This is a genomic window from Pseudomonas sp. MNR3A (genome assembly GCF_009650575.1).
Lineage (GTDB): Bacteria > Pseudomonadota > Gammaproteobacteria > Pseudomonadales > Pseudomonadaceae > Aquipseudomonas > Aquipseudomonas machongensis.
Genome location: NZ_VZZS01000016.1, coordinates 347492 through 360060 on the forward strand (window position 1 = coordinate 347492; position 12569 = coordinate 360060).

The 12569-nt window shown below is 63.2% G+C and carries 12 protein-coding genes; 7 read left to right on the forward strand and 5 right to left on the reverse strand.

Annotated features, from left to right (window positions below):
• Positions 1-8: 8 nt before the first annotated feature.
• From F6X62_RS13190 to F6X62_RS13205, 4 genes are all read right to left on the reverse strand, one after another.
• Positions 9-1493 carry an AMP-binding protein gene (locus F6X62_RS13190; RefSeq protein WP_153773777.1) on the reverse strand — a complete coding sequence of 495 codons (1485 nt, stop codon included), beginning with the start codon at positions 1491-1493 and terminating at the stop codon, positions 9-11.
• Positions 1490-2422, reverse strand: coding sequence for a TauD/TfdA family dioxygenase (locus F6X62_RS13195; RefSeq protein ID WP_063545062.1), 933 nt, complete (start codon positions 2420-2422; stop codon positions 1490-1492). Before F6X62_RS13195 ends, F6X62_RS13190 begins: the two co-directional genes overlap by 4 nt.
• A gap of 298 nt (positions 2423-2720) precedes the next feature.
• Positions 2721-3659 (reverse strand): LysR family transcriptional regulator, encoded by a 939-nt coding sequence (locus tag F6X62_RS13200; RefSeq protein WP_153773778.1) that lies wholly within the window; start codon positions 3657-3659, stop codon positions 2721-2723.
• 25 nt (positions 3660-3684) lie between these two features.
• Complete coding sequence (locus F6X62_RS13205; protein ID WP_063545064.1) at positions 3685-4191, reverse strand: MarR family winged helix-turn-helix transcriptional regulator; 507 nt, start codon at positions 4189-4191, stop codon at positions 3685-3687.
• A gap of 123 nt (positions 4192-4314) precedes the next feature.
• Between F6X62_RS13205 and F6X62_RS13210 the strand changes: the two genes are divergently transcribed.
• The 3 genes from F6X62_RS13210 to F6X62_RS13220 all read left to right on the forward strand — a co-directional run bounded on the left by F6X62_RS13210 (position 4315) and on the right by F6X62_RS13220 (position 8041).
• Complete coding sequence (locus F6X62_RS13210) at positions 4315-5127, forward strand: alpha/beta fold hydrolase (protein ID WP_054890787.1); 813 nt, start codon at positions 4315-4317, stop codon at positions 5125-5127.
• Complete coding sequence (locus tag F6X62_RS13215; RefSeq protein WP_153773779.1) at positions 5120-6286, forward strand: MFS transporter; 1167 nt, start codon at positions 5120-5122, stop codon at positions 6284-6286. The genes F6X62_RS13210 and F6X62_RS13215 overlap by 8 nt, the downstream gene beginning before the upstream one ends.
• Before the next feature lie 342 nt (positions 6287-6628).
• Positions 6629-8041, forward strand: a complete 1413-nt coding sequence (locus F6X62_RS13220) for a cytosine permease (RefSeq protein WP_054890789.1) — start codon at positions 6629-6631, stop codon at positions 8039-8041.
• Positions 8042-8117: 76 nt separating this feature from the next.
• On the opposite strand, the gene F6X62_RS13225 is transcribed toward F6X62_RS13220, so the two are convergent.
• Positions 8118-8411, reverse strand: a complete 294-nt coding sequence (locus F6X62_RS13225) for a DUF1330 domain-containing protein (RefSeq protein ID WP_063545065.1) — start codon at positions 8409-8411, stop codon at positions 8118-8120.
• Positions 8412-8488: 77 nt separating this feature from the next.
• Here F6X62_RS13225 and ribBA point away from each other — a divergent pair, with 77 nt between their 5' ends.
• From ribBA to F6X62_RS13245, 4 genes are all read left to right on the forward strand, one after another.
• On the forward strand, positions 8489-9601 hold the full coding sequence (gene ribBA, locus F6X62_RS13230) for a bifunctional 3,4-dihydroxy-2-butanone-4-phosphate synthase/GTP cyclohydrolase II (RefSeq protein ID WP_151924552.1): 1113 nt from the start codon (positions 8489-8491) through the stop codon (positions 9599-9601).
• 210 nt (positions 9602-9811) lie between these two features.
• Positions 9812-10837 carry an ABC transporter substrate-binding protein gene (locus tag F6X62_RS13235; RefSeq protein WP_063545067.1) on the forward strand — a complete coding sequence of 342 codons (1026 nt, stop codon included), beginning with the start codon at positions 9812-9814 and terminating at the stop codon, positions 10835-10837.
• Positions 10834-11751: an ABC transporter permease gene (locus F6X62_RS13240; RefSeq protein WP_054890793.1), complete on the forward strand. Its 918-nt coding sequence runs from the start codon at positions 10834-10836 to the stop codon at positions 11749-11751. Before F6X62_RS13235 ends, F6X62_RS13240 begins: the two co-directional genes overlap by 4 nt.
• Positions 11752-11757: 6 nt before the next feature.
• Complete coding sequence (locus F6X62_RS13245; RefSeq protein ID WP_153773780.1) at positions 11758-12567, forward strand: ABC transporter permease; 810 nt, start codon at positions 11758-11760, stop codon at positions 12565-12567.
• Positions 12568-12569: the final 2 nt, after the last annotated feature.

Here is a 12569-nt window from a genome sequence, read left to right on the forward strand (position 1 = left end):
GTCCCGTCCTAGGCGTACAGTTGATCGATGAACCGCGCTTCGATCTCGGCGCGCCGCGGTCGTCCGGTGACCGTGTAGAACTGGTCACGAAACCCTGCGATGTCGCCGACGACCTGGATGCGTCGCACCCGTGCGAAGTCCGCAAGGCGGTGCTCAAGGCGCGCCATCTCGTCCTGCACGCTGGCCGGGCTCGCAGTGCTGAGGATGATGGCGCACGGCTCGTCGCGTCCTTCGCCCATGACGATCATGTCGTCGACCAGCGGGCTCTCCTTGTAGACGTTCTCCACCCACTCAGGCGAAATGTTGCGCGCCGTCGAGAGGATGATCACGTGCTTCTTGCGCCCGGTGATGTACAGGAAACCGTCACGGAACTCGGCGATATCGCCGGTGTGCAGGTAGCCGTCGGACAGGTCGCAGGCCGTGTCGTCGGCGTTGTAGTAACCCGCGCAGAGGGTCGGCGTCTTCACCAGCAACTCGCCGTCGACCAGCTTGGGCTCGATGCCGTCGAGCAGCTTGCCGGCCGAGCCAATGCGCCGCTCTGCAGGCGAGTTCAGCGAGATGATCGAGGAGTTCTCGCTCAGCCCATAGGCCTCGAACACTTGCACACCGCTGGCATCCAGGGCCTGGAGCACCGTTGCCGGGATCTTCGCGCCGCCGGTGATGATGTGCGGATTGGCGGGGCCGAACAGGTCCTCGACACTCGCACCCTGCTCAAGCAGCAGGTTGGCCTCTTCCAGCAGCTTGGGCGGCAGGTAGAGGAAGTTGGGGTGATTGGGTGCGATCAACTCCAGGTAATGACGGGCATTGCCACTGGCCGCGCCGTACTCGGTGACGCCCTCGGGCATCAGGGTCAGGGTGCCACCGGACAGGATCGGAATGAACACACCCAGCACCTGCTCGATCAGCAGGCTCATCGGCACGATCGAGAAGTAGTGCAGCGGCTGCTGCGGCAAGCACTTCATCACGTTGTCGACCAGCAGCCCCACGGCCGCGTCGCGAATCATCACGCCCTTGGGCTTGGAGGTGGTGCCCGAGGTGTGGATCACCGAGACGATACCGGCGGGGATCAGTTCGTCGTCCTGGGCCCAGGGCGTGTCAGTGGACTGGGTCATCAATTGCCGGGGGATGAAGCTCGGCTTGTCCGGCAGGATGCGGTGCAGGCGCCGGGCGGTCGGCTCATCGCTGACGAACACGGCGGCGGCCTTGCCGAGCAGGCTGCCGATCTGATCGTCGGAAAACTCGATGGGCACCGGCAGCAACACACCACCGACCTTCTGGATCGCCAGCAGGGTGTACACCCACTCGTAGCATGAGCGCATCGCGATACCGAACACCTTGCGCTCGCAGTTGCCGACCCGAGCCTGCAGTGCCTGGGCCAGGCGCTCGACGTCATCGCGCAGGCCATGCAGGGTGTAGTCGCGCCCGTGCATTTCGCGGATCACCACGCGGTCAGTGCTGGTGGTCAGGTAGTGCTGCATTTTCTGGCTGATCATTGGCCGTTACCCCCGATGCGGTAGCTCTGGGCACCGAAGATGCGCCGGCTGATATCGTCGAGGCGACGGCGACCGTGCATCACGCGGGTGTTGTCGATGACCACAATGTCGCCCTTCTTCCAGAAGTGGCTGTAGGTATTACGGGCGGTGACTTCCTTGATCTCGTCCCAGATTTCAAGGGCGATCTCCTCGCCGTCGGCCCAGGTGATGCGTGGCGGCTCGTAGTTGACGCTAGGGCCGAGCATCGAATTGCAGAAGGCCTTGCGACCGCTGAAGCAGCTGGTCTCCACCGCGCTGATCACCAACTCGGAGGCAATCAGGTTCTGATCGATGCGGCGGTAGGTCTGGCCGGCCACCTGGTCGTTGACCTGCTGCAAGTGCTCGTCGGTGACGCTGTCGATCGGCAATTGCAGCTCGATGCTCAGGAAGCGCCGCACGTTGTGCCAGGGAATGCGCCGCGCATAACGGATGGCACGGGATTCGAAGCTCTTACGGGTTTTCGGGGAGAGGTCGAACAGCACTCGCTCGCCATCGCACAACGTGGTCTCGGAGCCGACCGACGCCGCTTCCAGGCAGTAGAACCACTGCAGGTCCGGGTTGAACGGCAAATTGCCGTTCTCCCGGTGCAGCCCCATCTCGTGAACGCCTGCTTCGATCTCGGCGGTATTGGCCGTGGCGGCCTTGCGCGCGGGATCGAAGGTGACCCGGGAGGAATGCGCGCTGACGAAATCGTTGAAGTCTTCGAGCGAGTCGCTGAAGTCGCGGTAGATCACCGCGCCGCTATGAGCCAGGTCTTCATAGAGTGCCGCAGTGTCCATCGAGTCGAAGACGCGCAGTCCCGGTTCGACGGCATAGACACATTCGAAGCCGTAGCACGGCGTGGGATGACGATAGAAAGGTAAAGCTTTAGCTTGAGTGTGGGCCAACATCTGACATCTTCCTTGGGAAATGGATTACAGACAGGCAGGCCGTCCGCCGCCTGACGAAAACACGTTAGGGGAAATGTCGTGGGTGCTGGTTTTAAGAAACCTAAAGCCGTGATGAAAAATTAAAAGTGCGGCCGTGCGACGGAACGCACAGGGGGGAGCGTTTGTCGGGGCACGAAACATCGCACCCGAGCAAGCGCTGTCGATAGGCATGGCCTTACGCGAAGAGGCCGCAAAAGGCCCTGTAACCACTGAATGTTCACTCATCCTGAGCGCCTGCAATCCGTGTCAATAACCTGTGTCACCCTGCGCGGAGCAGGTCCCCCGCCACATCCTGGATCAACCTGCGCAAACTGGAGACATCCGTACCCAGCCCTCGATCACGCGACCAGATCATATCCACCGTGAACACCGGAAACCCCATCGGTGGCTGACACACCCTCACCCCCTCGGGGATACGCAGGTGTGGCAGCAAGCGCGCCGGCAAGGCCAAGGTCGAGGGAACGGCGGCCAGGATGTTGACGCAGGCCTGGTAGCCGTTCGCCCGCACCAGCACATTGCGCGTGCGGCCTATTTTCTCCAGCCAGCTATCGACCATGTTCTTCTCCGAGATCCACGGCGTAGGAAAGACATGCGCCGAAGCACAGAACTCATCCAGGCTCATCGCCCCGTCCAGCGCAAGCCCACGCTGGCTGGTCAGGCAGACGAAACCATCGCTGAGCACCGGCTGCCATTGCAGCTCGGGGTGCAGTTGGTGGTAGCTCGGGCCGAAGCCGATGGCCAGGTCGATATCGCCGGAAATCAACCGGTCCACCGGCAAGTCGTGGCTTAGCCGATCGAGGTGCAGGGAGGTATTGGGGTGATTGCTCGACAAGGTCGCCAGTGCCTGGGGCAGAAAGGCCAGCTCGAAGTATTCCGGCGCGCACAGGCGCCAGATCCTCGGGGCAGCGACGCCATCGCCGGAGGGGGCATCCTCGGCGCAGCGGTTGACCGACTCGATCACCACGCGCAGGTAGGGTGCGATCTTTTCCGCCTTGGCGGTTGGCTGCAACAAACCCTGCGAGGAGGCGAACAGGGTGTCGTCGAAACAACCGCGCAGGCGTTTGAGGCAGTAGCTCACCGTGGGCTGGCTGACGTTCATCAGTTCGGCGGTGCGCTTGGCACTGCGATATTCCAGCAAGTTGAGAAACACCACGATGTCTTGCAGGTCCAGCTGCTTCAGATAATTGCTGTGAAGCATGCAGGCCCCTCCTGGGTCATCATGTTCATGGAATGGGATCGACGTCTTCGGGAAGCTTGGCCAGCATCAACTTGAGCATCTGCGCGAGAGCTTCGCGTTCCTCGATCCGCAGCGGAGCGAGGAACTGGTTCTGCAGATCGGTGTGGCTGAAAACTGCTTTCTCGATAGCCGCAAGCCCTGCTGCGGTCAGCGCCACCTTGTAGCTGCGCTTGTCGGCAGGGTCGTGGATCTGCTCGACCATACCCGCCTCCTTGAGGCGGCTCAGACGATTGGTCATCGCACCGGAGGTGATCAACAACGAGTTGTACAACTCGGTCGGGGTCAACTGGTACGGAGCACCGGAGCGGCGCAAGGTCGCCATGACATCGAACTCCCCCTCCTTGAAACCGTACTGCTCGAGCACCGCGCAACGTCGGCGCTCGAGGTGTTTCTGCAGGCGCGCCATGCGCCCGAAGACCTCCATGGACGAAGCATCCACGGAGGGCATCGCCTGCGCCCATTGCGCGACGACGAAATCGACATGATCTTTCATTGGCATAACCGTCCGTTCACCCTGAACTCCCCAAGGGCCACATCCCTGCCGCACCCCGGCACCTTCCAAGTATCTTAACGTTAAGTTATCTTGATATGCACGAGGTATGAATCGGGAGGGAACATGGCGTTCTTCGAACACAACCGAAATCGCTATTACTACTTTGACGCCGGGGCCGGCACCCCCACCCTGCTCCTGCACGGGCTGGGCAACAGTGGCCGCGCCTGGACAGACCAGGTCGGGGCCCTGCTGCGCCTGGGCCATCGCGTCATCGTACCGGACCTGCTCGGCCATGGCGCGTCCAGCAATGCGCCGGAACACATCACGCCTCATCTGCAAGCCCAGGAGCTGATTGCACTGCTGGATCACCTCGGACTGGCCAGCACTCAGCTCATCGGGCTTTCGCTGGGCGGCATGATTGCCCTGGAACTGGCCTGCGCCTACCCCGATGCCGTGGACAAACTGGTGGTGGCCGCGTCCTTCGCCAGCATGAGCAGCACCGCGCGCCATCAACAGCTCGATGAGTGGGCCGAAAACCTTCGCCAGCCGGACGGTTGCCTGAAGCGCTTCAAGACAACATGGCCACAACTGGTCGGCAGTTCCTTCGCCGCCTCCAGCCAGGGGCAGAGCCTTTACCAGGCCTGGCATGCCCAGGCCGCCATGCAGCGGGCGCGCTGCCAGATCCACTGGTGCGAGGGTATGAAAACCTACGACCTGAACGATCGACTGTCACACATCCAGGCGCCCACCCTGGTACTTGGCACCGACGGCGACCGCATCAGTCCACCTGGCGAGGCCGAGGCCATTGCCAGCCGTATTGCTCACGCCCAGCTCATCACTCTTCCAGGCGACGGCCATGTCTTCAACGTTTCCCATGCCCCGGCCTTCAACCGGGCACTCAGTGGTTTCCTGCAGGAGCAACAGCGACATGGGTGATACACCCTCCAAGGCCAGCGTAGTGCTGCTGGCGATTCTGGTCGGCATCAACCTGCGGCCGATCATGGCCTCGGTCGGCCCGCTGCTCGATCTGCTACAGCGCGACCTGGGCCTGAGCAACTTCCAGGGCGGTTTGCTGACCACACTGCCGGTGATGATGATGGGCCTGTTCGCCCTCGCCGGTCCTTGGCTGCTGCGCCTGCTCGGCGAGGTCAAGGGCGTGGCCATCGGCATGACCCTGATTGCTGCGGCCTGCGCGGTACGTACCTATGTCGAGTCGTCCACCGCACTGATCGCCAGCGCTGCCGTAGGGGGCGTCGGCATCGCCGTGATCCAGTCGCTGATGCCTGCATTCATCAAGCGCAACCACCCGCAAAGCGCAGGGATGCTCATGGGGCTGTTCACTACGGGGATCATGGGCGGTGCAGCCATCGCCGCCGCCATTGCTGCTCCCAGCGCGGGCAAGCTGGGCTGGAACCTCACTCTAGGCTATGCCGCCATTCCGGCCATGATCGCGCTGATCGCCTGGCTGCTCGCCGCAGGCAACGTCCATGCCTATCCCACGGCAGCCGGCCTGCCCTGGCGCAGCGGCCGGGCCTGGTTGCTGCTGGTGTTCTTCGGGATTGGAACCGGGGCATACACCTTGGTGCTCGCCTGGCTACCCCCGTTCTACATCGAGCTGGGCTGGACAGCGAAAAGTGCCGGCTACCTGCTCGGTGCGCTGACCATTACCGAGGTCATCGCCGGTTTGCTGGTGTCGGCGCTGATTCACCGTTTCCCGGATCGCCGCCAACCCTTGGCGCTGGTGATCCTGCTGCTGATCGGCGGGCTGGCCTGCCTGATGACGGCGCCGCTGCAACTGACCGCCCTGGCCATCCTGTGCCTGGGTTTGGGCATCGGTGCCTTGTTCCCGCTGTCGCTGATCGTCACCCTCGATCATGCACGCTCACCGGCCGAAGCCGGGTCGCTGCTGGCCTTCGTGCAAGGGGGTGGCTACCTGATTGCAGCCTCGATGCCGGTAGTGGCCGGGCTGGTGCGCGATGAGTTCAGCTCGTTGCACTGGGCCTGGGCAGTCATGAGTGGCGGTGCTGTGTTGTTGCTTGCCTTGAGCGCCCTGCTCCGGCCGCTCAGCCAGCGAACGGTGGTCGCCCAGGCTTGACTCTCCTCCCCTCCGGGGCGCGTTCCAGCGCCCCGAACGTCCTCGCCGATTTTTCCTGACCCGCCCCACCTGCGCGCGCAAGGCACTCTTTTAGTGCAAAGGCGCCGCAACCGCCTCCCACCTACCCCGTCCCATGCGCGCTGCAGCCTGGTGGCACAGCCTTTGCGACGGTCTACCGTGCCCCATTCGCGAACTTAGTTTTTTTAACGTTCATGAGCACATATTTACTAATTTATCCATCTGCGCCCACGCCCCATGATCGCTTCCAACAAGAAAGCGTCGCCTTTTGCCGACGCGCATCCGGGCACCTGTGAAGTGCCCATCCTTGCCTTGGAGTCCGTCATGACCAGCGCAGCCACATCGGCACCTCTCATAGAAAAACACACGATCGGATACGTGCCCCCCGAAGACCGCCATGGAAAGGTAAAGGACTTGTTCACCCTGTGGTTCGGCGGCAACATCGCGCCGCTGCCCATCGTCACCGGCGCCCTGGGCGTGCAGCTGTTCCACCTCAACCTGATCTGGGGCATCGTCGCCATCCTGGTCGGCCATCTGGTCGGCGGTGTGCTGATGGCCCTGCACTCGGCCCAGGGCCCGCAGATGGGCATCCCGCAGATGATCCAGAGCCGCGCCCAGTTCGGCACCCTCGGCGCGCTGCTGGTGGTGGTGATCGCGGGGGTGATGTACATCGGCTTCTTCGCCTCCAATATCGTGCTGGCTGGCAAATCGCTGCACGGCGTGGTCGAAAGCGTGCCGGTGCCGGTAGGCATCGTCATCGGCGCCCTGGGCTCGGGGATCATCGGTATCATCGGCTACCGCTTCATCCACGTGCTCAACCGCATCGGCACCTGGGTGCTGGGCATCGGCATCGTGGTCGGCTTCGGCTACATCTTCACCCATGTGCAGAGCGATGACTTCCTGACCCGCGGCAGCTTCAACATCTCCGGCTGGCTGGCCACCGTGTCGCTGGCGGCGCTGTGGCAGATCGCCTTTGCCCCATACGTGTCGGACTACTCGCGCTACCTGCCAGCCGACGTGAAAGTGTCGTCGACCTTCTGGACCACCTACCTGGGCTCAGCCCTGGGTTCGAGCCTGTCGTTCATCTTCGGCGCAGTCGCCGTGCTGGCGATCCCCGCCGGGATGGACACCATGGACGCCGTGAAGCTGGCCACCGGCGCCATCGGCCCGCTGATGCTGGTGCTGTTCCTGCTCAGCGTGATCAGTCACAACGCGCTCAACCTGTATGGTGCGGTGCTGTCGATCATCACCCTGGTGCAGACCTTCGCCTATCGCTGGATCCCGACCGCCAAGACCCGCGCCGTGCTCTCGCTGATCGTGCTGGCCGCGTGCAGTGTGGTGGCCGTCTTCGCCTCGTCCGACTTCATTGGGCACTTCGTCGACATGGTCTTGGTGCTGCTGGTCGTGCTGGTGCCGTGGACCGCGATCAACCTGATCGACTTCTATGCCATCCACAAGGGCGAGTACGACATCCAGTCGATCTTCAAGGTCGACGGCGGAATCTACGGTCGTTACAACCCGCAGGCGCTGATCGCCTACGCCGTCGGGATCGTGGTGCAGATTCCGTTCATGAACACGCCGCTGTACGTAGGGCCGGTATCGGAACACATCAATGGTGCCGACCTGTCGTGGCTGGTCGGGTTGGCGGTGACCACGCCGCTGTACTGGTGGCTGGCCAGCCGTGACAGCGCCTACCGTCGTCGCCAGGTGGGTGCCAAGCTCGCTGCCGGACATTGATGCATAGCGCTAGCCCTGCATTTGTGCAGGGCTAGCTGGTTTTTGTGCTGCCCTTTCTAGGCTGAATCGGGCGACTCTACGGCTCGAAACCTTCGACGATGATCACCTCGGCTTTGGCCACTCCCTGCCGATGTCGGCACGCCTCCTGATACAGATCAGACCGGTAGCAGGCCAGCGCCTGCTCGTACGAGTCGAATTCGATCACCACGCTGCGCTGCGGTGTCACCCTCCCCTCCATCGCCTCGCTCTTGCCACCCCGGGCCAGAAAGCGCCCGCCAAATGCCACGAACGCCGCCGGCGCACGCTGGGTGTACTGCTGGTACTGCTCCGGGTCGGTAACGTCCACATGGGCGATCCAGTAAGCCTTCATCCGTCGCTCTCCTGTACAGGGTTATTTGTGTATTATGGTATACCATAAAAATCACCTGACCACAGTGAGCGTGCAGCATGGCTTTCAACAGCATCGAAGACCTTCTCGAAGACTACCGCCAGGGCAAGATGGTGCTGCTGGTGGACGACGAAGACCGGGAGAATGAAGGCGACCTGCTGATCGCCGCCGAGCGCTGTGACGCGCAAGCAATCAATTTCATGGCCCGCGAAGCACGCGGCCTGATCTGCCTGACGCTGACCGACGAACACTGCCAACGCCTGGGCCTTGAGCAGATGGTACCGACCAACGGCAGCGTATTCAGCACGGCGTTCACGGTATCGATCGAGGCCGCCAGCGGTGTCACCACAGGTATCTCTGCCGCCGACCGCGCGCGGACCGTGGCCGCCGCCATGGCCGCGGACGCCCGCCCCGAGCACCTGGTCCAGCCTGGCCACATCTTCCCCCTGCGCGCCCGTGAAGGTGGCGTGCTGACCCGTGCCGGACACACCGAAGCCGGTTGCGACCTGGCGCGCCTTGCAGGCTTCGCACCGGCCTCGGTGATCGTCGAAGTGCTCAACGACGACGGCACCATGGCCCGCCGCCCGGACCTGGAGCTGTTCGCCGAGCGCCACGGCATCAAGATCGGCACCATCGCCGACCTCATCCACTATCGCCTGAGCACCGAACAAACGGTCAAGCGCATCGGCGAGCGCGAGCTGCCAACGGTCCACGGCACGTTTCGCCTGGTGACCTTCGAGGACCGTATCGAAGGTGGCGTGCACATGGCCATGGTGATGGGCGACATTCGCCGCGAGCAGCCGACGCTGGTACGCGTGCATGTCATCGATCCGCTGCGCGACCTGGTCGGCGCTGAATATGCAGGCCCTGCCAACTGGACGCTGTGGGCGGCGCTGGAGCGGGTCGCAGCAGAGGGTGCCGGCGTGGTAGTGATCCTCGCCAACCATGAATCCTCCCAGGCCCTGCTCGAACGCGTGCCGCAACTCACCCAGCCACAGCGCCCCTACCAGCGCGGGCAGTCGAAGGTGTACTCGGAGGTGGGTACCGGCGCGCAGATCCTGCAGGACCTGGGCGTGGGCAAACTGCGCCACCTGGGCCCACCGCTCAAGTACGCAGGGCTGGCGGGGTATGAGCTGGAAGTGGTGCAGAGCATTCCATTCGAAGCTCACTGAATCTTGCGTCACCGACAGGATGATTGGTAACACCGAACGCTTGCCAAAAGTTTGGAATACCATAATATGATATCCCGTAGACCTTGAATCTGCCGGCCGCACCTACAATCACACAACGGCCACGAATTACCTGAGATAGCTGCTCCCGAACACAGTTGGCGGGCGCGACAAAAGCCCGCCTCGAATAACAAAAGCAACGAGGGCGTAACCATGCTGTTGAGCAAACGAGTCACCGCTGTGCTGTCCGCAAGCCTGCTGGCACTGGCCTGCCAGGCCACCCAGGCCGCCGACAGCCTCAACTTCGTCAGTTGGGGCGGCACCACCCAGGACGCCCAGAAACAGGCATGGGCCGACCCTTTCAGCAAGGGCAGCAACATCAAGGTCGTACAGGACGGCCCGACCGACTACGGCAAGCTCAAGGCCATGGTCGAAAGCGGCAACGTGCAATGGGATGTGGTCGACGTCGAAGCCGACTTCGCCCTGCGTGCCGCCAGCGAAGGCCTGCTCGAACCCCTCGACTTCTCCACCATCCAGCGTGATCGCATCGACCCGCGCTTCGTCTCCGACCATGGCGTCGGCTCGTTCTTCTTCTCCTTCGTGCTCGGCTACAACGAGGGCAAGCTTGGGGCCAACAAGCCGGTCGACTGGAGCGCGCTGTTCGACACCAAGACCTACCCCGGCAAGCGTGCGCTGTACAAGTGGCCGAGCCCCGGCGTGCTGGAGCTGGCCCTGCTCGCCGACGGCGTACCTGCCGACAAGCTCTACCCGCTGGACCTGGACCGCGCCTTCAAGAAACTCGACACCATCAAGAAAGACATCGTCTGGTGGGGCGGCGGTGCCCAGTCCCAGCAATTGCTGGCCTCCGGTGAAGCCGCGCTCGGGCAGTTCTGGAACGGGCGCGTCTACGCCCTGCAGCAGGATGGTGCCCCGGTGGGCGTGAGCTGGAAGCAGAACCTGGTCATGGCCGACTTCCTGGTCATTCCCAAGGGTGCCAAGAACAAGGACGCGGCCATGAAGTTCCTGGCCAATGCCAGCAGCGCCAAGGGCCAGGCCGACTTCGCCAACCTTACCGCCTACGCCCCGGTGAACCTCGACAGCGTGGCCGAACTCGACAAGAAACTCGCGCCCAACCTGCCAACCGCCTATGCCCAGGACCAGGTCACCCTCGACTTCGCCTACTGGGCCAAGAACGGCCAGGCAATCGCTGCGCGCTGGAATGAGTGGCTGGTCAAATGAAAGTCGCCATCAACGCCCTGCACAATGCCCAAGGTGCCGACCCCGGCACCGGCGCCCCGCGAGCGGCCGTGCGCCGCCCGCCACTGAGCCAGCGCTGGCGTGGCAGTCGCAACCTGCTGCCGGCCCTGTTGTTCCTCGGCCTGTTTTTCTTCGCGCCACTGATCGGCCTGCTGCTGCGTGGGGTGCTGGAGCCGGTGCCTGGGCTGGGCAACTACGAGCAGCTGTTCGCCAACTCAGCCTACGCGCGGGTGCTGTTCAACACCTTCTCGGTGGCGGGTCTGGTGACGGTGATCAGCGTATTGCTGGGCTTTCCGCTGGCCTGGGCGATCACCTTGGTGCCTCGTGGCTGGGGGCGTTGGCTGCTGAACATCGTGCTGCTGTCCATGTGGACCAGCCTGCTGGCCCGCACCTATTCCTGGCTGGTGCTGCTGCAAGGCTCGGGAGTGATCAACAAGCTGCTGATGGCGCTGGGCATCATCGATGCGCCGCTGGAAATGGTGCACAACCTCACCGGTGTAGTGATCGGCATGAGCTACATCATGATCCCGTTCATCGTGCTGCCACTGCAGGCGACCATGCAGGCCATCGACCCGATGGTGCTGCAGGCAGGCTCGATCTGCGGTGCAAGCCCCTGGACCAATTTCTGGAAAGTGTTTATCCCGTTGTGCCGTTCAGGCTTGTTCTCGGGTGCGCTGATGGTGTTCGTGATGTCGCTCGGTTACTACGTCACCCCGGCATTGCTGGGCGGTGCGCAGAACATGATGCTGCCCGAGTTCATCATCCAGCAGGTGCAGTCGTTCCTGAACTGGGGGCTGGCCAGCGCCGCCGCGGCACTGCTGGTGGTGATCACCCTGGTGCTCTTCTACCTGTACCTGAAGCTGCAGCCGGAATCCCCGGTCGGCAATGCGAGGTAATCCTTCATGCTCCTGTCCCCCAACGCCATGGGTCGCCCGCTGCGCACCGGCCTGTACCTGACCACCGGGATCATCGCTGCCTTCCTGCTGCTGCCGGTGGTGTTCATCGTCCTGCTGTCGTTCGGCTCCTCCCAGTGGCTGGTGTTCCCGCCCCCCGGCTGGACCTTCAAATGGTACGACCAGTTCTTCTCCAACCCCGAGTGGATGGACGCCGCGCTGGCCAGCCTCAAGGTGGCTGTGCTGACCACCTTCGCCGCCGTGGCCCTGGGCCTGCCGACCGCCTTCGCTCTGGTGCGCGGGCGCTTTCCTGGGCGCGAACTGCTCTACGGCCTGTTCACCATGCCGATGATCGTGCCGCTGGTGATCATCGCGGTCGCGGTCTACGCGCTGTTCCTGAAGCTGGGCTATACCGGCACGCTGTTCGCCTTCGTGGTCAGCCACGTGATCGTCGCCCTGCCCTTCACCATCATCTCGATCATCAACTCGCTGAAGCTGTTCGACCAGTCGATCGAGGATGCCGCGGTGATCTGCGGCGCCTCGCGGCTGCAGGCGATCGTCAAGGTCACCTTCCCGGCCATCCGCCCGGGCATGATCGCCGGCGGCCTGTTCGCCTTCCTGGTGTCGTGGGATGAGGTCGTGCTCAGCGTGATGATGGCCAGCCCCGACCTGCAGACCTTGCCAGTGAAGATGTGGACCACCCTGCGCCAGGACCTGAGCCCGGTGATCGCCGTCGCCTCGACACTGCTGATCGGCCTGTCGCTGCTGGTCATGTTCATCGCCAGCGCCCTGCGCCGCCGCAACGAAAACAACGCCTGAGT

Bases quoted from the DNA above. Each gene is read 5' to 3' on its own strand.
- F6X62_RS13190 (WP_153773777.1), bottom strand. From the start codon at position 1,493: ATGATCAGCCAGAAAATGCAGCACTACCTGACCACCAGCACTGACCGC.
- F6X62_RS13195 (WP_063545062.1), bottom strand. From the start codon at position 2,422: ATGTTGGCCCACACTCAAGCTAAAGCTTTACCTTTCTATCGTCATCCC.
- F6X62_RS13200 (WP_153773778.1), bottom strand. From the start codon at position 3,659: ATGCTTCACAGCAATTATCTGAAGCAGCTGGACCTGCAAGACATCGTG.
- F6X62_RS13205 (WP_063545064.1), bottom strand. From the start codon at position 4,191: ATGAAAGATCATGTCGATTTCGTCGTCGCGCAATGGGCGCAGGCGATG.
- F6X62_RS13210 (WP_054890787.1), top strand. From the start codon at position 4,315: ATGGCGTTCTTCGAACACAACCGAAATCGCTATTACTACTTTGACGCC.
- F6X62_RS13215 (WP_153773779.1), top strand. From the start codon at position 5,120: ATGGGTGATACACCCTCCAAGGCCAGCGTAGTGCTGCTGGCGATTCTG.
- F6X62_RS13220 (WP_054890789.1), top strand. From the start codon at position 6,629: ATGACCAGCGCAGCCACATCGGCACCTCTCATAGAAAAACACACGATC.
- F6X62_RS13225 (WP_063545065.1), bottom strand. From the start codon at position 8,411: ATGAAGGCTTACTGGATCGCCCATGTGGACGTTACCGACCCGGAGCAG.
- ribBA (WP_151924552.1), top strand. From the start codon at position 8,489: ATGGCTTTCAACAGCATCGAAGACCTTCTCGAAGACTACCGCCAGGGC.
- F6X62_RS13235 (WP_063545067.1), top strand. From the start codon at position 9,812: ATGCTGTTGAGCAAACGAGTCACCGCTGTGCTGTCCGCAAGCCTGCTG.
- F6X62_RS13240 (WP_054890793.1), top strand. From the start codon at position 10,834: ATGAAAGTCGCCATCAACGCCCTGCACAATGCCCAAGGTGCCGACCCC.
- F6X62_RS13245 (WP_153773780.1), top strand. From the start codon at position 11,758: ATGCTCCTGTCCCCCAACGCCATGGGTCGCCCGCTGCGCACCGGCCTG.